Source organism: Heyndrickxia sporothermodurans, from assembly GCF_003055045.1.
GTDB lineage: Bacteria > Bacillota > Bacilli > Bacillales > Bacillaceae_C > Heyndrickxia > Heyndrickxia sporothermodurans.
Genome location: NZ_NAZB01000014.1, coordinates 41,822 through 58,693 on the forward strand (window position 1 = coordinate 41,822; position 16,872 = coordinate 58,693).

Below are 16,872 nucleotides of genomic sequence, written 5' to 3' on the forward strand. Positions count from 1 at the left end.
AAATCCCTTTGGAGGACATATTTATGCGGTCAAATAATTTAAAAAAGAAGAAGATGAAAAAGCGAAAAATTATTGGAATTATCTTGCTTGTGCTTATTTTAGGGGCAGGTGCTTATGTTTATTCCATTTATCATTCCTTAACAAAGGCTGTTAATACGATGCATAACCCTGTCGATCGTAAAAGTTCAAGGGAGAAAGAAATTCGATTTAAGGATAAGGATCCTATTTCGATCTTAATGCTTGGGGTTGATGAACGAAAAGGGGATCGTGGCCGATCGGATACGATGATTGTTTTAACTGTCAATCCGACTGTTAAATCTGTTCAAATGTTAAGTATCCCACGTGATACACGCGTTGAGATTGTTGGTAAAGGTACGGAGGATAAAATCAACCACGCGTATGCCTTTGGCGGAGTGGCCATGTCGATGAATACAGTCGAGAAATTTCTTGATATTCCTGTCGATTATTACATTAAAGTGAACATGGAAGGCTTTGAGGACATTGTTAATGCCGTGGGTGGCGTGACGGTGAATAATACGTTGGATTTCAGTTATGGTGGCTATCATTTTCCTAAAGGAGAAGTGAATTTAGATGGGAAGAAGGCCCTCGCCTTCGTCCGCATGAGAAAAGAAGATCCACGTGGAGATTTTGGGCGGAATGATCGGCAACGACAAGTTATTCAAGGCGTCATCAGTAAAGGGGCAAGTGTTTCTGCTCTAACAAAATATAACGACGTGTTTGAAACACTCGGGAAGAACGTTGAAACAAATCTAACGTTTGATGAAATGATGTCCATTCAAAAATACTATAAAGACGCACGACACAAAATCGAACAATTCCAACTCAAAGGCCAAGGAACAAAAATCGGCGGAATCTACTACTACATCGTCCCACAAGACGAAAAACAAAAAGCACACAACCGCCTCAAACAACACCTAGAACTTTAGGTGTCAGGCACCAAATATACAAAATCCTAAATAATTACTCAAGAAAATGCATAAAAGGTGCCTGACACCTTTTATGCATTTTTTGTTTATTTATGCGGTTTTTGTGTGTAAATTATCATTGGGGACACGTTTCGCTTTTAATAATTGGTTTTTTATTTAATTCGTTTCATTGCCTTCGCCACTGAAACAGTTTATTCACTGCTTTCCAATTTTGCATCGTTCATTATTTGCTCCTTTTCCATCTTCATATACAAAAGTAAAAGACAGTTTGGTGTAAAGTAATTACGTAATTGTAACCTTATATAAACTATAAACGTCTATTCTAAAAAGGAGTGGGTTTGATGTTTAAGTGGTTAGGTGTTCTACTGTTAGTTATAAGCGTAATGGGCTGTTCGAACATTTCGAGCAACAACGGTATGTCAGTAAACAAACCTCCAAAATCAACCATCGAAATCGGTAATAAATCATACGAAACAACGTTAGGTACGTATTGTTGGCATCATAAAGGCAAAGGTGAGTGTGTTGATAAAGTTGGACCTGTTGAACTTTTAAAGGATCAAAAACCAGTCAACGTGCATCCCGGTGAAAAAATAACATTCAAAATGGATTATGAGCCAAAGCCTAATGAAATTCACATTGAGCAAATAAATAAAAACAATTCAATAGAAATCCCCGTTAAAGACAACAGCTTTTTTGCACCGAATGAAAAAGGCATTTATTATTATTCTTACGGTGTATGGTGGATGGACGAAAAGGAAAAGAATGTGTCTAATGGAGACGCCTTTTATGCATTTGTGATTAAAGTCAAGTAATAACGGGGCTCTATGCCGAAAAAGCTAGAAGAAAATAGATTATATTTCCGTATCCTTCGGAATCATCCAATCTGCAATCAAGTAAGCAATTAAACACGGAACGATAGCTGTGACTAAGCAAAGGATAATAAATCCTAATCGGATCAAAGTTGAATCTACCTCAAAATAATTAGCTATCCCAGCTAATACACCACTTATTTTTTTATCCGTTGTCGATTTCGTTAATCTTTTTACACTCAAGACGAGCTCCCCCCCTTTTTTATAAACTACTTCAGGTGTCAGGCACCATTTATTCATTTTTTCGAATATTTATGCCCATTTTTGCATAAACGGTGCCTGACACCTTTTTATGGTTTGAGGATGACTTTAATGCAGTTGTCTTGTTTTTCGTCGAATACGGAGTAGCCGTATTCGGCTTGGTCGAGTGGGAGGCGGTGGGTGATGATGTCGGTTGGGTCAAGTCGCCCGTCGGTTATTTGTTTGTATAGGTCTGGAATGTAATGGATGACTGGGGCCTGCCCCATTTTCAGCGTAATATTGCGAGAAAATAAGTCACCCAGCGGGAACTGATTATATCGCTCCCCATATACACCGACTAATTGGATCGTTCCGCCCTTTCTAACACATTGAGCAGCCATAACAATCGCACTCATCGTTCCGCCATGCAGCTTTAGCGCAGACCCAATCATTTCCATCGCTGACTTTTTCCCATCTAATCCGACACAATCAATAACAACATCCGCCCCGCCTTTTGTCAGCTCCTTTAAATAATCACCCGTATGATCGATTTTACTAAAATCCACAACCTCCACATGATTGGTTTTCTTGGCATGCTCCAAACGATACCCAATATAGTCGACAGCAATCACTCGTTTGGCGCCTTTCATCCAGGCAAACTTCTGTGTTAAAAGTCCAACCGGACCACATCCAAGTACAATCACTGTGTCGCCTTCCTTCACCCCCGCATTATCAACACCCCAATAAGAAGTTGGAATAATATCGGAGAGAAACAGAATTTTCTCATCCTCTAACTCGCAATTCTCCGGCACAACAAACGGCGTAAAATTACCAAATGGAACGCGCAAATATTCCGCTTGCCCCCCAGGATACCCGCCAAAAGTTTCCGAATAGCCAAAATACGCCCCCGCCTCCCCGTGCGGATTGGATTGATCACATTGGCTTTCTAACTCATGCTGACAAAACCAACATTGACCGCAAGAAATAGTAAACGGAACAATGACCCGATCCCCTTTTTTCACTTTCGTCACATCCGGACCCACTTCTTCCACAATTCCCATCGGCTCATGCCCAATAATATAATTATGTGGCATATTCGGAATCATTCCATGCACAAGATGCAAATCGGACCCACAAATGGCCGTACTCGTTATCTTCACAATTAAATCATCGGCTTTATGGATCGTCGGCTCTGGCACATCTTTTACCTTTACATCTTTAATTCCTTGATACGTTACGGCTTTCACCAACATCGACATCCCTTCACAATTTTTACTGTTAGCATGCCCATAAAACACACGAAACCTTCCAATAAAATTCAACGTATAAAAGGAAACTAAACAAAGAGGTGATGAAGGTGGAAAACCAACAACCATGCAAAGTTTGCGGACAAAAAGAGTTCGTCCAAGGAAAATTAGGAAACGGCTATTCAAGTCTTACCGAAGTAGATAAAATTTTGGGCAAGAGCTCCCCACTCATTTTTACCTTCTGCAAAAATTGTGGCGAAGTTTCTTCCATCAAAGTAAAAAATCCGCATAAATTCTGATTTTCCAAACTTGCTCTGTCAATTCGATTAGCTATGAAACAAAATGATATTTCCCTTGCGACCTATGATATAAAAAATTAATAAACCAAATAATTTCAATTTTAGGATTGTTCTATTTTTTGAATTATTCTATAATTTAGGCGAGGGGAGAAATTTTTCGCCTACAAATACATTCAGGGGGTAAAGGATGGATAAGTTTGTCGGTTGGTTAAATGATGTTCTATGGAGTCCGCCGCTCATCATCATCTGTATCTTGGTCGGGTTGTTTTTCTCACTTTCGACCCGCTTTTTACAAGTGCGGCTCATCAAGGACATGCTAGCACAAATGTTTAAAGGAAAGAGCTCTGAAGCAGGGATTTCTTCGTTCCAAGCATTATCAGTTGCATTATCAGGACGTGTTGGAACAGGAAATATTGCCGGGGTTGCAACTGCGATTGGTTTAGGGGGACCAGGAGCTCTTTTCTGGATGTGGCTAATCGCCTTTGTTGGTGCAGCAACTGCTTATGTAGAGTCGACTTTGGCACAGATTTACAAAGTGAAGCAAGACGGCGAGTACCGCGGGGGACCTGCGTACTACATTGAAAAAGGGACTGGAATGAGATGGTACGGTATTGTTTTTGCCATTGCCACAATCATTTCCCTTACTTTCCTTATGCCTGGTGTACAGGCAAATGCGATTGCTGAAGGTTTAGAAAATGCCTTTGGGATGCACAAAATGGTTACGGCCGTAATTATTGCTGTTTTACTTGGAATTATTATTTTTGGCGGGGTAAAAAGAATTGCTGGTGTTGCCCAATTCGTTGTACCATTCATGGCACTTGGATACATTCTTGTTTCATTGATTATCGTCTTCATAAATATCGATCAAGTTCCCGCTGTATTTGCACAGATTTTTAAAAGTGCCTTTGGTGCAGATGCAACATTTGGTGGATTGATTGGTTCCGCAATTGCTTGGGGAGTCAAGCGGGGAATCTATTCCAACGAAGCAGGACAAGGAACTGGTGCCCATGCAGCTGGTGCCGCTGAAGTATCCCATCCAGCAAAACAAGGGTTAGTGCAAGCATTTTCTGTATATATTGATACATGGTTCGTTTGTACTGCAACTGGATTAATGATTCTTTTCACAGGTATGTTTAGTACAAAAGCTCCTGATGGAACCTATCTTTACAATAAAATGGGAACAGCTGACCCTGGTCCGCAATATACACAATCAGCAGTTGAAAGTGTCCTGCCTGGTTTCGGAGCCGGATTCGTTGCGATTTCCTTATTCTTCTTTGCTTTCACAACAATCATGGCTTACTACTATATGTCTGAAACAAATGTCGCATATTTAACACGTGGAAAAAATAATCGTTGGGCAATTTTGCTAATCAAATTTGTAAGCATTGCTGCTGTATTCTATGGATGTGTAAAAACATCCAAAGTCGCTTGGGCTTTCGGGGATACAGGACTTGGAATCATGGTATGGCTAAATATTATCGCCGTCGTGATACTCATGAAACCTGCACTCGTCGCTTTAAAAGATTACGAGCGACAGAAAAAAGCTGGGAAAGACCCTGTTTTTGACCCAGAAGTGCTCGGTATTAAAAATGCAGACTACTGGGTTGAAGCAAAAAAAGGAGATAAAAAGGAAGTTAGTTAAACGAACACACATATATAGGTCTGTCCTTTTATAATGGGCAGACCTTTTTCTGTTAAAATAATCCCTGCCAGTCTTGGATTCCGAACGTGGCCGGACCGTTGTCGAAATGCTCGCTGATGAAGTAAAACGCAGTCAAAAAGCAGCTGTCATGGTAACCCACGATAAACGCATGCTGGATCTATGCAATCGCATCGTCTATATTGAAGATGGAAAATTATCTGAAATTGGTGCCTAAAAATTTGAGGAATCCCAATTTTCTGACTTATATTAAAGGAGTTTACGATTTTTTGACGAATAGTAATGGTAAATATATATTCGTGAAAGAGTGATGAGGATGAATCCATTTGTGTTTGCCTGCATTGCCCCGCATGGTGGAGAAATAATCCCTGAATTATGTGGAGCATTGCCGGATCGAATGAAATTGACGCGAAACAGTATGGTAAAGCTCGGCAAAAAAATGCAAGATGCAAAGCCGGAAACGATTATTGTGTTAACTCCACATGGAACGCGAATTGATGGGTACTTCTCTGTTACAAATAGTGAAAGAATGTACGGATTTGTTGAAGAAAATGATGGATACTATGAGCTCGAACGGTATGTTGATCGCAATTTGGCCGTTTCCATCACCGAAGTCGCCGCAGAACAAGGGATTCCGATTGCCTCGATCAATTTCGGAACGGCAGCAGGTCCGATATCTTGTCTTCCACTCGATTGGGGTTCCATCGTTCCGCTGTCTTTTATGCCGGATGTTCCTATCGTTGTCATCAATCCATCACGTGAGCTTTCTTTCGATTTGCATGTGAAACTTGGCGAAGTGATCAGCCAAGTTGTCCGGAATAGTGGTAAGCGTGTGGCCTTAATTGCGAGCTGTGATTGGGCACATGCCCATGATGAAAGGGGGCCTTATGGTTTTGACCCCGCTGCAGAAATGTTGGACGAAGAAGTAGTCGGTTTCATCCGATCGAATGAATTAGAAAAAATGGCAGAGTTCGATGCAGAATATATTGAAGCAGCAAAACCCGATGGCATATGGCAAACATTAATTTTAGCCGGGGCGATTCCAAAAGAATCTCGAAAAATTCATCTATACTCCTACGAAGTTCCGACTTATTTCGGACTTATTTGTGCCGAAATTTCCACGTCCGACGATGATGAATAACATGGTTTCAGGATCAATTTGTGTACTATCAGATAGGCGATTGTATTTTTTTAGTTTCTCGCTGTGAACACTCACTTTCAGACATCAAATGAAGCATTTGTTGTTTAAAAATACTTCCTACTAGTAACAAAACGATATGAATCGGAAGAAAGCAATATACGGACCATTTTTTCATTTTTATTAATTTTAAACGATAAAATAACTGGTCCACCAAATGCAGAAGTCCAAGACCGATTAGTTTTTTATTTTTTAAAGTAACAATGACGCCAATTATTGATTGAATGAAGCCATAAGTTGGAGCGATAATAAAGTTTACATAATATTTGCGTAGGGACCACCCTTTTTTAAAAATAATCCGTTTTAAGAAAGCGACCAACACAAAATTAATATTTAAGTAATTGACCCAGAAAGTGAAAAATAATGTGAGATATCCAATCCATTTTTTCGGCTTTTGATCAAGGTAAATCGACCACTTTGAAACAAGCCAAAAATAGAATGGTAAACTGATCAACGTATAAATTGTTTTCCACCACCTATTTTTAAAAACCTTTAGATGAATAAACAACTGTTCAATACCTGAGTACAGTAAGGTAAAAAAAATCTTCCATCCCCATCCTAATTGAAAAAACGTAATGAAAATGGCTGAAACCGGAACTATTAATGCTTGGGAGACAATTGCTCCAAATACGGAGTCTAGACGGTTTCGCTTGAGTACTTTCGGATAGTAGCGGTACCCTCTAAAAATATTTAAAACAACATACTCAAATACATATGCCATTCCAATGCCGGAGTAATTAGAGAAGAAGTGGCTTTTTGTCCTTCTTTTTAATAATTGTCACGACGAATAATCCAAGATGAACGATCATGAGTAATAGATAAGGGATTTTATTTTTTTTCATAGAAGACCTCTTTCATATTGCTTAACTGCTTCTTTTTCCTTTCGTACAATCCATTTATAATATTTGATCAATATAATGAACAGAATAGGGTTGAGAATGATAGTATGTCCTAAATTCCACCAACCATAATGAAAATAGCCCCATGGTTCAGGCAGCAATGTAATGAGTTCATATGTAAGCGTGATTACTTCCCATATTACAATATATAAAATTCGCTTTTTTATGCTTGACCGAAAAGGATACCATTTAAGGAACATAATATTTACAGGTGGAACGACAAAAAGATGAGCAACAAGTCCCGAAAAATCAACTTTCTTTGAAAAATACCAATAGCCATGATATTTGAATTCAATAAAATGGTCAAAGAGTGATTGCAAAGCAATCGTAAACACAATTATATGGATGATTTGATTTGTTGTTTGCCTTTTTTTCGTAAAAATAAAAGCAATAGAATTAAAGATAATTATTGCTAGAACAAGTCCAATCATATCGTGGCTCCTTTTTTTTACGTTTTCCATCTTTTTGTTAACTATTCGATACTCAGTTATAATTTTTTCTTTGCTTATTAAAATAGTCAAGAAGTTCACTTCCATTATATGTTAAAATAAGTATATAGGTTGTGAACATTCACACGTTGAATATGGGGGAGCTTTATGGTCAGGAAAGTATTTCAATGGTTATTTAAACGTAGAAAACAGGATTTGATTGAACTTATTACTTTATGTATAGGTCTGCTTGTAGTAAGCGCATCTACACCAATCCTCAAATTAGGTGCGAGACATTGGTATTGGGTTATTTTATTACTTATTTTAGTCTTAATTGTTTGTCGAATGACTGAAAGCATCGTAGGATACTTTTTTCATAAGAGGAATAGAAGGGTTAGCGGAGGTTATTTTGTTTTGGTGATTGTTGTGATGGCGTTAATAAACACTTATATACGTTCTGTTATGTAGGATTTTGAAGATCATATAATAAAAAGGAAAAACACGCTTGGGTCCATCATTCTCCAAGCGTGTTTTATTGCTAATTATATCGATTTACTATACAGGACTGCTTGCGCAATGCCTACGAAATATTCGGATTCATCTATTATATGTCTCATAACTACTTTCACTGTTGGATTATTTTTGACTGGTTCACTCTCTTGAATGAGTTGGTTACAAAAGGCAATAAATTGGTTACTTTGTTCCAAGCAAAAAGAAACGAGTGTCGTTAAATCACGGTACAACTCATACGTAAAGGTCCCCGTCATACGAATGGTCGTTTCGATAAATGCGACAACCCGGCTATGCGTCTCGGCAAATGCCTGCTCCCACGCCAACAAAGCATCGACATACTCATCCTCTAAGTCCTTTACCAACTCTCGAATGACAATCGTATGCTCCTCCTCCTGCTCCTTCCAAAACTCACACTCATCCAACACCCTAAGCGGCATCGAATTCCCATAATAATAACGCAACCCCATCACCCCCTCCACAATCTATCCCTATATAAATCTTATTAAAACACCACAACGAAAAGAACCAAATTTGGTATCACTAATTTGGTGTCAGGCACCTTATTTGATCGGCACAAATATTTTGCACATACACAGATTGGTGTCAGGTACTTTATTTGCTGGTAGCAACTTTTTTGCGTACTACCAATTCAGTGTCAGGTACCTTATTGGAAGCACGCAACTTTTTTGCACCATCGCATATTGGTGTCAGGTACTTTATTTGTTGAACGCAACTATTTTGCACATTATCAATTCGGTGTTAGGTACTTTTTGGGATGGTTGGGGAGATTTTTATGGTATTCAATTATAATTCATTCTTAAATGGGGATATTATCACTTAGTGGAATAAAAAGGATTGTATTTCTGTTTAGTATTTGGAGTTGGTTTCTTCGTATTAAGATGTAGGATGAGCGAACCCCCAACTCGAAAGCAATCTATTGGATAGAAGAAGTACTCGTATGCGGCGATGGTTACTGAAAAGGAACCTTTGGCAGATAAAAACGCAAGAAACGAAACATTTAACATCTAATTTCTCATATATTGTCGGAGGTCTTACTATGCAGACAGTTCCAGAAAACCGAAAAGTTTCACCATCACTCACCTTTTTTACTATTCATGGAATGCAATTCGGAATTGGCATACTAGGATTCCAGCGGTTAATTGCTAAAAAAGCTGGTTACGATTCATGGATCTCGGTTATTTTAGCCGGAATAGCAACAATGATGATAATGTGGATGATTTATAAAATTTTAGAAATTGGAAAACAAGACCTTGCTGAAACACATCAATTTATTTTTGGGAAATTACTTGGCAAAGCATTTAACCTATTATTTATTTCTTACTTTCTGCTCTACATCATAACCATTCTTCGAACCTATACAGAAATTATTCAAGTGTGGATCTTTGAAGATTTAAATGTATTTATTTTTACGCTTATCTATTTATCGCTTTGTATGTATATCGTTTTTGGTGGATTTCGAACAGTGGTCGGTATGATGTTTTTTAGTGTAGCTCTTCCCTCTTACTTACTCATTTTGTTTAGCTATACATTTGAATATGCAGATTTTCATCACTTTTTACCAATATTTGATCATTCAATGAAAGATATTATTCTTGCTTCCCACCAAATGTCTCTCACATATATGGGGTATGAGGCATTTCTTATCTACAGCCCTTTTGTAAAAAACACAAATCAATCAAAAAAATGGGCTTATCTTGCACTTTTAGTATCATTAATAATGTTTTTATATACAGCGGTTTTGACATTCGGCTATTTTAGTGAAGGAATGTTACAAAAATATATCTGGCCAACATTAACCACTTGGAAAATTGTTCACTTACCTGTTGTCGAGCGTTTTGAATGAATATATAGGAATTGCTAATTGGTGCTTAATTATATTGCCTAATACAGCTCTTGCCTTATGGTGTGGAAGCAGATTAATAAAACAAACTTTTAAAATTACCCAAAAAAAAGGGGTCTTTATTCTATGTGCCATTCCAATAATTATCGTCCCCTTCCTAAAAACGCGCCAGCAAATTGACATATTAAATAATGTATTTGGCCACTTAGGCTTCTTGATTAACTTTATTTATATTCCTTTCCTCATAGTTCTTGTTTGGTTGGCTAAAAAGGTGAAAGCAAAAGGGTATCAACGTAAAACTTGAGCAAGACTTTTTTAACAACAAAATTGTGAAAAAAGTCTTTTCTTTTTAATTGAAATTGAAAATCATTATCAATTATACTAAAAACACTAATTACTGTACTTTTTGAGAAGTAGAATATAACAATTTGCGGTCACCGATTCCTTTATTTTTGATCTTGAATTACGAACCCAGTGTCCGCATAAACCTTAATAATCGGATTTCCTATTCTCTTTTGTGACCCAATATCTCAGTACGTGAAACCGAACGGGCAATGCGAAGATTTTATATCTCCCTAACCAACTAAATTATAGGCATTCATCTATACCTTTTCAAAAATAGACACATACCCTATTGTGTACCATTTTTGAGGAGGAGATAGAAAATGATGAGACAATTTGGATATGGAGCATATCCGGGCATGGGTGGCTTTGCCGGTTATGGTGGTTTCCCGAGTTACGGCGGTTTCCATGGTTATGGCGGTTTTCCGGGTTATGGTGGTTACGGCGGTTATGGCGGTTTTCCAGGTTACGGTGGTTACGGCGGTTACCCTGGCTACGGTGGCTGGGGCTATGGGTATCATCATGGCTATGGTGGTTTCCCTTACCATCACCATCATGGTTATGGCCATTATTATCGCTAGTTACCTTATGAATATTTTAAGCATACAGGTAATCACCTGTATGCTTAATTTATTAGTTATAAAACTTCACACGATCTTCCAATGGAGCAAATTGTTTTTCACCCGCTGGTGCTGTTGGTTTACCGAATGGCATTTGAGCAAGAAGCTTCCAATCACTTGGGATGTTCCATTCTTTTTTCACTTCATCGTCAATTAATGGATTGTAATGTTGTAATGATGCACCGAATCCTTCTACCTCAAGAGATGTCCAGATAACATGTTGAAGCATTCCGTTTGATTGTAATGACCAAATTGGGAAATTTTCAGCATATAATGGGAATTGTTTTTGCAATCCTTCTATTGCACTATTATCTTCAAAGAATAATACAGTACCGTAACCACTGCCGAAAGCATTCATTTTGTCTTCAGTTGGACCAAAGTTTTCAGCTGGAACAATTTTTCTAAGTGTTTCTGTTGTGATGTTCCATAATTTTGTATGGCTTTCACCTGTTAACACAACTACTCTTGCTGTTTGAGAGTTAAATGATGAAGGTGTATGCTTTACCGCATGATTGATGACTTCTTGAATTCTTTCATTTGAAACTACCGCTTCACTGCTGATTCCATAAATCGAACGTCTATTTTCAATTGCTGTATAAAAATCATTTTTGTTCATAAATTTCGTCTCCTTGTTGTCTTTTAAAAATAGTTTTGCTTAACTCATTAATTTTATCCGATTCCCTGAAGGGTCTTCTGTAAAGTAACTACCATCCTTCTCTTCAACTAATGCACCTATTCCTTGAAGTTGCTTGATTACTTTTCTTCTTGCATTTTCACTTGGTAACATAAGAGTGAACCATTTTAGTCCCACACTATTTTCTGCCGGTTTCGGTGCGCCTATTCCAGCCCACGTGTTTAATCCGATATGATGGTGATAGCCACCCGTCGAAATGAAGAGCGCTTGGCCTCCATATCTCGTAACTACATCAAAGCCAAGACCTTTGCAATAAAACTCCTCCGTTTTTTGCAATTCGGATACATGCAAATGAATATGACCCATCAATGTCGCTTCCGGAAGTCTCACCCACTGCTTTCCTCGTCCTTCTGCAAGCAAACCACGGACATCCAATGCTTCCGTTGTCATGGTCACCTCGCCATTTTTCCATTCCCATGTAGATGGATTCCGATCAGAATAAATTTCAATTCCATTCCCATCCGGATCCGCTAGGTAAAGCGCCTCACTGACAAGATGGTCGGATGCTCCTTGTAATGGGTAGCCTGTTTGGAGTAAATGCTGTAAAACAGCGGCTAAATCAGAACGATCAGGCAATAGAATGGCAAAATGATAAAGCCCCGTTGTTCTCGCTTGTTTCGGGGTACTATCTTCCGGTTGCTCAATCGATAGCAATGGTGTTATTCCATCGGCTGTTAATAGCGCCTTTTTATCTACTTGCTTTAAAATTTGAAAGCCAATAATCTCTTGATAAAATTGTAATGAACGTTCCAAATCGGAAACCTTCAAATCGACTTGACCAACAAATGTATGTGGTGGTTGATGGAATCCCATCATGATAGTACCTCCTAGATGAAGAAAATAGGTTACTTTATGTAAGTTATTATAATTTTTATACTTACATTAGTCAAGTAATTAAAAATACATAAATATTATGCTTCGTCACATACTAATAAAAAAGATGTAGGAAGGACTTCACTTTATGCGTAAATACATAGCTATCCTATTACTAATATGTATTCATCTTTCGATTCCCGCCTTCTCTTTTGCACAAAAAAAGGAAGATCCCACACTTCAAGGATATTTGCAATTTGAAAAAAATATCTTTGAAATCATAGCAACTAGTATTAAACCATTGAGTACCTTTAATGAAGAAATAAACGAGGAAGAATTATATACGATGATCACCTCTGCGAAAAATAAGTTTATCGAAGGATCAGAACGTTTAGCTGGACTAAACATCCCTTCCACACTTCCAGATGATATAAAATTATCTTTGAATAATGTAAAAAAAGAATTATCCATCGGTTTTAAAATTTTGAAAGAAAGTTTAAATTATTTTTCGGAATACATCGGCACTCGTGATCCAAAGCTACATCAGAAATACATATCGAAGCGAAACCAAGGATTTCTCTATGTCGATGGAGGTCTGACCTCCCTAGCAACCGTACGACTGCGACTTAATGCACCGAAAAAAGCAATTCCGAACACATGGCAAGTTGGAAAAGGCTATTTTTACCGCCTAGAAAAGGTAATACCAATAAAAAGCAAAATAAAGTAGGCATCCTTAGTTCGATGCCTACCTCTCAATGATAATGCGATGATGCTTAATATAAGAATACACCCCAATCACAACAATGAGAATGACGGCCCCATTGGCCGCAATATTTACGATACTTACATTCGGAAAAGACTGATTAATCTTGGTGATCCAATTCGACAACCATGGATCTTTACTCATTCCAATCATTGCATTCTGAGCAATAAAACCACCCGCAATAATATTGATCCAAAAAAAAGCTTTCGCTAGCCTAATAATGATTGACATAAAAAGCAATGAAATCATCAAACTGCCAAAAATGCCGGTAGCCACGGGGAAAATGGTTTGCGAAATTCCTGAAATTACAAATACACTATCCAAACTAATCAAAAAGTCAGTACCCATAAGAAGCAATAAAATTTTCACTGTTGATTTAGGAGAACGGGTTGAATTTCGTGAAAGTAAATCCTCCCCTGAAATGGTCATAGTAACCACTTTAAATGCAATAAAAAGCAAAATAAGTCCTGTAAGCAATTGAAATAGCGGGACACCCGATAGCCCTTCGTTAATCAAAATGACGTAAACCGTCCGCATGAAAGTCAGAACAATCGCAGCAGGTATCGTCATATTCAAATAAGAATGTCTCCGCAAAATCGCTCCCAAAATAAGCATATTATCAATATCACATACCAAATTGATGAAAAACACCTTAAAAAAATCGTGCACCCGATCGCCTCCTTTCTTCTGAATTATTAAAGACGATATTTTTTTGTTGGACAGCATCAATTTATAAGTATTCAATAGATTTAGAAAAAAGTACAACCTATCGGAGGTCAATTTTTCAGTTTGTGGATCATAAAGTTGAATTTGCGACGCATAGAAATCGGTTTGTGGATCATAGAATCTCATTTGTGGATCAAAATCATGTTAGACACAAAAAAAGCCGCTTCAATACGAGCAGCCTTCAAATATTATTCAACTTCATTCCACGATTTAGCAGGGCGATTACTCGGATACCCATATTTCGCACGATACTGTTTTCGCTCCTCGGTAAAATCCCACCATTGTTTCGTACTACTAGGTTGCTCCGCATAATGCACAACTAACCGACATTGATCCTCAACACAAGGATCCAGCCAGACTCCGTAAAATTGTTCCATTCTATCAACCAATTCGGCACCATCATTTCCTTTTAACTCATCTAAGCTGAAAAAGCCAATCTTCATCAGATCCTCTGAAAATTTTGGACCAATAGATGGAATCATTTGAAACTCCGCCGAGGCTTTTAGCTCTTTTGCTCGTTCCAATGTTCCACCTAATAGATCGTGCAAAACCCCTACATCTATATCCGCTATTTCATGAAGACGAATTTTATTTTTCCGTAATGCTTCCCTCTCCACTTCCGTTAACATAAGCTTCGGCGTTTTTTTCTTCATTTTACCTCCTCTCCTCCTTTAAATAGCACGTATGTATTGTTGGAACTGTCATACGGTCGACCATTTTGATAATTGAAACCTCGCATATCTTTGCTTGAATTTTTCCCATTCGTTGCGAACAATAAACTAAAGCTTCCTTTAGTTTCTCCAAACTCAAACGATTCGCTAATGTGCAATGCGGTACCCACTTATTTGGAAGATACAATGAATCCGAAAGATCGGCGAAGTCTGCAAAAGATCGATGATATCTATCATGAAATTCTAGTAATTCAATGGATGGCGTTGGTGCTAAAAATAGCAATCCAGTATTCATGAATGTACCTAATGAACCTATTTCAACCGATAGTTCAAACTTGCTTCTATAAAAATCAGCAAACTTTCGAATAAACTTATCTTCATCTAACTCATTATAACTAGCCAACGTAAGATGAGGTCTTCGATTTCGTACTTCCTCCGCGTATGAAGATATCGATAATTCACTTAGTTCTTTCCATATCGTTTTAATATATTCCTCTGTCTCTTGATCAAAATGCGCTACAATCCCATACATCTTCACACCTCTTTTTTAAAAAGGTAACTCCTGTACCTTGTACTCAATTCCTAACTCCGCAAACCATTCATTCAAACCTGTCCACAATTTTTCACATAATTGATATATATACTCCTTGTCTTCTAGCGTTCCAGCCATCACTTTTCGCACTAGTTCATTATAGCCTGCTGGCCTGGACTCCATTAACAAGGATTCTTCAAACGTCCTTGCCCTTGTTGTAAAAAACTTCCTATTCGCAAGTCCAATAAGCTTCGCTGTTTGCCAAACTAAATCCTTCGCTCCTAAAGTCAAATAGCCAAAATTTCCACTCATATAATTGTTCCTCAGTTTACCTACCGTCTCATAAGGTTCCCAAATCATAAATTCCCTCATCACTTCTTTAAAAACAGAATCAGAAGCTTGAAATGGCATCTTTTTCAATTCCTCAAATAGATTCGTTGGATCATATAAAGGAGTAATATGTACAAAAGAACCTGCTTTAATCGGCCAGGATTCATCAATTTCTGCAGCTTCTTTAAAAATATCCTTTTTTTGATCCATACCGATTTCAATTTTAAACTTATCATAGATAAACTCATGACCCTCTAGCTGGATTCCGTCTTCCAATACTACATGCATTTCAATATCTGAATATGGTCCATCCTTTTCTTGTCCGATTGAACCATATACGCCAATAGCTAAAATTTTCGTTCCATGTTTCGATAGCAACCGATCTTTTATCTCGTTCATCATGTTGAACTTTTCTTCTCTTGTTGTAGGTACTGGGAATGTAAGCATCCTATTCCTCCAATCTATGCGTTTTTCTCATTAATATATTTTTCATACGCTTCGGTTACCTTATCTTTATCAGGTACCAAAACAGTTAACCTTTGGTTCACTTCTTTTAATAAAGCCAAGCCTCGAAAAATACATCCGACGACTATTCCGAAAGCTATAAATCCACCTAATAAGGGACCAAGCGCAAAAAGTCCATATCCTAATAATGTACTTATCAGTATCCACCCAACTAATTTCATAGTTTTCCTCCAATTAACACCTTATTCCAAACTGCTCCCCAATTCTTCTCTATAACGCGTGTTTCAAAAACTTTCTTTCTCTCCTCATTTTCGGAAAAATACGGAGTTGGTTTCACAACCATAGCAAGTACATCCCCTATCCCACAAGGGGCCGTTAAAATGACATCATCATGTTCATTCAGTTTGACTCCTAAAGCAGTGGCCGTTTCTGGAAATTTTGAAATCGCATCTACGGATGAAGTATACGGTGGGATGTTATTCACTAAATGCATTCTTGCCTCGTTTTTCACTGACCACGGTACATTCGGAAGAATCTCTCTAAGCTTGTCTTCCAACATCTTTTCCACACATTCATCTACAAACGAAGGATCAAAGTAAATGACATCCACATCAGCCAACGGTGTTCGTTCGGAAAACCGATGGAGCGTGTCCCAAATTTTCGATCGAACAAACCCGGCACACACCCACCAATCAGGCAAATCTAACGTCTTTGCCGCATGTAAAATAGCCATCATCCATGCATCTTCTTGAATGATTCGGATAATATCTGACTCGGTTTTTAACATATTCATAAACTCCTATTCTCTAGATAGG

At 38.0% G+C, this 16,872-nt stretch carries 23 protein-coding genes and 1 pseudogene; 11 read left to right on the forward strand and 13 right to left on the reverse strand.

Annotation, left to right across the window (positions count from 1 at the left end):
* Nucleotides 1–23 precede the first annotated feature (23 nt).
* Together tagU and B5V89_RS05535 are read left to right on the forward strand one after the other, a co-directional pair.
* Nucleotides 24–947, forward strand: a complete 924-nt coding sequence (tagU, locus tag B5V89_RS05530) for a polyisoprenyl-teichoic acid--peptidoglycan teichoic acid transferase TagU (protein WP_066231843.1) — start codon at nucleotides 24–26, stop codon at nucleotides 945–947.
* A gap of 341 nt (nucleotides 948–1,288) precedes the next feature.
* Nucleotides 1,289–1,759: a hypothetical protein gene (locus B5V89_RS05535; RefSeq protein ID WP_244913446.1), complete on the forward strand. Its 471-nt coding sequence runs from the start codon at nucleotides 1,289–1,291 to the stop codon at nucleotides 1,757–1,759.
* A 39-nt stretch (nucleotides 1,760–1,798) separates the two neighbouring features.
* Here B5V89_RS05535 and B5V89_RS05540 read toward each other — a convergent pair whose 3' ends face one another.
* Both B5V89_RS05540 and B5V89_RS05545 read right to left on the reverse strand, forming a co-directional pair.
* Nucleotides 1,799–1,999, reverse strand: a complete 201-nt coding sequence (locus B5V89_RS05540; protein ID WP_153017498.1) for a PspC domain-containing protein — start codon at nucleotides 1,997–1,999, stop codon at nucleotides 1,799–1,801.
* A gap of 107 nt (nucleotides 2,000–2,106) precedes the next feature.
* Nucleotides 2,107–3,243 carry a zinc-dependent alcohol dehydrogenase gene (locus tag B5V89_RS05545; RefSeq protein WP_107920219.1) on the reverse strand — a complete coding sequence of 379 codons (1,137 nt, stop codon included), beginning with the start codon at nucleotides 3,241–3,243 and terminating at the stop codon, nucleotides 2,107–2,109.
* Between the two features lie 110 nt (nucleotides 3,244–3,353).
* On the opposite strand from B5V89_RS05545, the gene B5V89_RS05550 reads away from it, so the two are divergent.
* The 4 genes and pseudogenes from B5V89_RS05550 to B5V89_RS05565 all read left to right on the forward strand — a co-directional run bounded on the left by B5V89_RS05550 (nucleotide 3,354) and on the right by B5V89_RS05565 (nucleotide 6,343).
* Nucleotides 3,354–3,542 carry a hypothetical protein gene (locus B5V89_RS05550; protein ID WP_107920214.1) on the forward strand — a complete coding sequence of 63 codons (189 nt, stop codon included), beginning with the start codon at nucleotides 3,354–3,356 and terminating at the stop codon, nucleotides 3,540–3,542.
* Between the two features lie 187 nt (nucleotides 3,543–3,729).
* Nucleotides 3,730–5,184, forward strand: a complete 1,455-nt coding sequence (locus B5V89_RS05555; protein ID WP_066231831.1) for an alanine/glycine:cation symporter family protein — start codon at nucleotides 3,730–3,732, stop codon at nucleotides 5,182–5,184.
* A gap of 73 nt (nucleotides 5,185–5,257) precedes the next feature.
* Nucleotides 5,258–5,419, forward strand: a pseudogene (locus B5V89_RS05560) (hemin ABC transporter ATP-binding protein); the annotation flags it as partial.
* Nucleotides 5,420–5,518: 99 nt separating this feature from the next.
* Nucleotides 5,519–6,343: a DODA-type extradiol aromatic ring-opening family dioxygenase gene (locus tag B5V89_RS05565; protein ID WP_066231829.1), complete on the forward strand. Its 825-nt coding sequence runs from the start codon at nucleotides 5,519–5,521 to the stop codon at nucleotides 6,341–6,343.
* A 28-nt stretch (nucleotides 6,344–6,371) separates the two neighbouring features.
* Here B5V89_RS05565 and B5V89_RS05570 read toward each other — a convergent pair whose 3' ends face one another.
* Both B5V89_RS05570 and B5V89_RS05575 read right to left on the reverse strand, forming a co-directional pair.
* Entirely contained in the window at nucleotides 6,372–7,121 is a 750-nt protein-coding gene (locus B5V89_RS05570) for a hypothetical protein (protein WP_108070840.1), read from the reverse strand.
* Nucleotides 7,122–7,238: 117 nt separating this feature from the next.
* Nucleotides 7,239–7,820, reverse strand: coding sequence for a hypothetical protein (locus B5V89_RS05575; protein WP_342352532.1), 582 nt, complete (start codon nucleotides 7,818–7,820; stop codon nucleotides 7,239–7,241).
* A gap of 75 nt (nucleotides 7,821–7,895) precedes the next feature.
* On the opposite strand from B5V89_RS05575, the gene B5V89_RS05580 reads away from it, so the two are divergent.
* Nucleotides 7,896–8,195 carry a hypothetical protein gene (locus B5V89_RS05580; RefSeq protein ID WP_066231820.1) on the forward strand — a complete coding sequence of 100 codons (300 nt, stop codon included), beginning with the start codon at nucleotides 7,896–7,898 and terminating at the stop codon, nucleotides 8,193–8,195.
* Nucleotides 8,196–8,269: 74 nt separating this feature from the next.
* On the opposite strand, the gene B5V89_RS05585 is transcribed toward B5V89_RS05580, so the two are convergent.
* Nucleotides 8,270–8,701 carry a DUF2935 domain-containing protein gene (locus tag B5V89_RS05585; protein ID WP_066231961.1) on the reverse strand — a complete coding sequence of 144 codons (432 nt, stop codon included), beginning with the start codon at nucleotides 8,699–8,701 and terminating at the stop codon, nucleotides 8,270–8,272.
* A gap of 596 nt (nucleotides 8,702–9,297) precedes the next feature.
* Between B5V89_RS05585 and B5V89_RS05590 the strand changes: the two genes are divergently transcribed.
* From B5V89_RS05590 to B5V89_RS05595, 3 genes are all read left to right on the forward strand, one after another.
* On the forward strand, nucleotides 9,298–10,104 hold the full coding sequence (locus tag B5V89_RS05590) for a GerAB/ArcD/ProY family transporter (RefSeq protein WP_280523951.1): 807 nt from the start codon (nucleotides 9,298–9,300) through the stop codon (nucleotides 10,102–10,104).
* Between the two features lie 34 nt (nucleotides 10,105–10,138).
* Entirely contained in the window at nucleotides 10,139–10,405 is a 267-nt protein-coding gene (locus B5V89_RS20580; RefSeq protein WP_280523952.1) for a hypothetical protein, read from the forward strand.
* A 361-nt stretch (nucleotides 10,406–10,766) separates the two neighbouring features.
* On the forward strand, nucleotides 10,767–11,024 hold the full coding sequence (locus tag B5V89_RS05595; protein WP_107920209.1) for a spore coat protein: 258 nt from the start codon (nucleotides 10,767–10,769) through the stop codon (nucleotides 11,022–11,024).
* Nucleotides 11,025–11,076: 52 nt separating this feature from the next.
* Here the strand turns inward: B5V89_RS05595 and B5V89_RS05600 are convergent, their stop codons facing one another.
* Nucleotides 11,077–11,679 (reverse strand): nitroreductase family protein, encoded by a 603-nt coding sequence (locus B5V89_RS05600; protein ID WP_108070841.1) that lies wholly within the window; start codon nucleotides 11,677–11,679, stop codon nucleotides 11,077–11,079.
* A gap of 39 nt (nucleotides 11,680–11,718) precedes the next feature.
* Nucleotides 11,719–12,570: a VOC family protein gene (locus B5V89_RS05605; RefSeq protein WP_107920218.1), complete on the reverse strand. Its 852-nt coding sequence runs from the start codon at nucleotides 12,568–12,570 to the stop codon at nucleotides 11,719–11,721.
* Between the two features lie 148 nt (nucleotides 12,571–12,718).
* Here B5V89_RS05605 and B5V89_RS05610 point away from each other — a divergent pair, with 148 nt between their 5' ends.
* Nucleotides 12,719–13,297, forward strand: coding sequence for a hypothetical protein (locus tag B5V89_RS05610; protein WP_108070843.1), 579 nt, complete (start codon nucleotides 12,719–12,721; stop codon nucleotides 13,295–13,297).
* 18 nt (nucleotides 13,298–13,315) lie between these two features.
* Here the strand turns inward: B5V89_RS05610 and B5V89_RS05615 are convergent, their stop codons facing one another.
* From B5V89_RS05615 to B5V89_RS05640, 6 genes are all read right to left on the reverse strand, one after another.
* Nucleotides 13,316–14,002: a TerC family protein gene (locus B5V89_RS05615; RefSeq protein ID WP_181294611.1), complete on the reverse strand. Its 687-nt coding sequence runs from the start codon at nucleotides 14,000–14,002 to the stop codon at nucleotides 13,316–13,318.
* Nucleotides 14,003–14,247: 245 nt separating this feature from the next.
* Complete coding sequence (locus B5V89_RS05620; RefSeq protein ID WP_066231796.1) at nucleotides 14,248–14,712, reverse strand: helix-hairpin-helix domain-containing protein; 465 nt, start codon at nucleotides 14,710–14,712, stop codon at nucleotides 14,248–14,250.
* Between the two features lies 1 nt (nucleotide 14,713).
* Nucleotides 14,714–15,262, reverse strand: a complete 549-nt coding sequence (locus B5V89_RS05625) for a 2'-5' RNA ligase family protein (RefSeq protein ID WP_108070847.1) — start codon at nucleotides 15,260–15,262, stop codon at nucleotides 14,714–14,716.
* Nucleotides 15,263–15,277: 15 nt separating this feature from the next.
* Nucleotides 15,278–16,039 (reverse strand): kanamycin nucleotidyltransferase C-terminal domain-containing protein, encoded by a 762-nt coding sequence (locus B5V89_RS05630; RefSeq protein WP_108070849.1) that lies wholly within the window; start codon nucleotides 16,037–16,039, stop codon nucleotides 15,278–15,280.
* Between the two features lie 14 nt (nucleotides 16,040–16,053).
* Complete coding sequence (locus tag B5V89_RS05635; protein WP_108070851.1) at nucleotides 16,054–16,278, reverse strand: hypothetical protein; 225 nt, start codon at nucleotides 16,276–16,278, stop codon at nucleotides 16,054–16,056.
* A complete protein-coding gene (locus B5V89_RS05640) occupies nucleotides 16,275–16,850 on the reverse strand; it encodes a nucleotidyltransferase family protein (RefSeq protein ID WP_108070853.1) in 576 nt (191 codons plus the stop codon). Before B5V89_RS05640 ends, B5V89_RS05635 begins: the two co-directional genes overlap by 4 nt.
* Nucleotides 16,851–16,872: the final 22 nt, after the last annotated feature.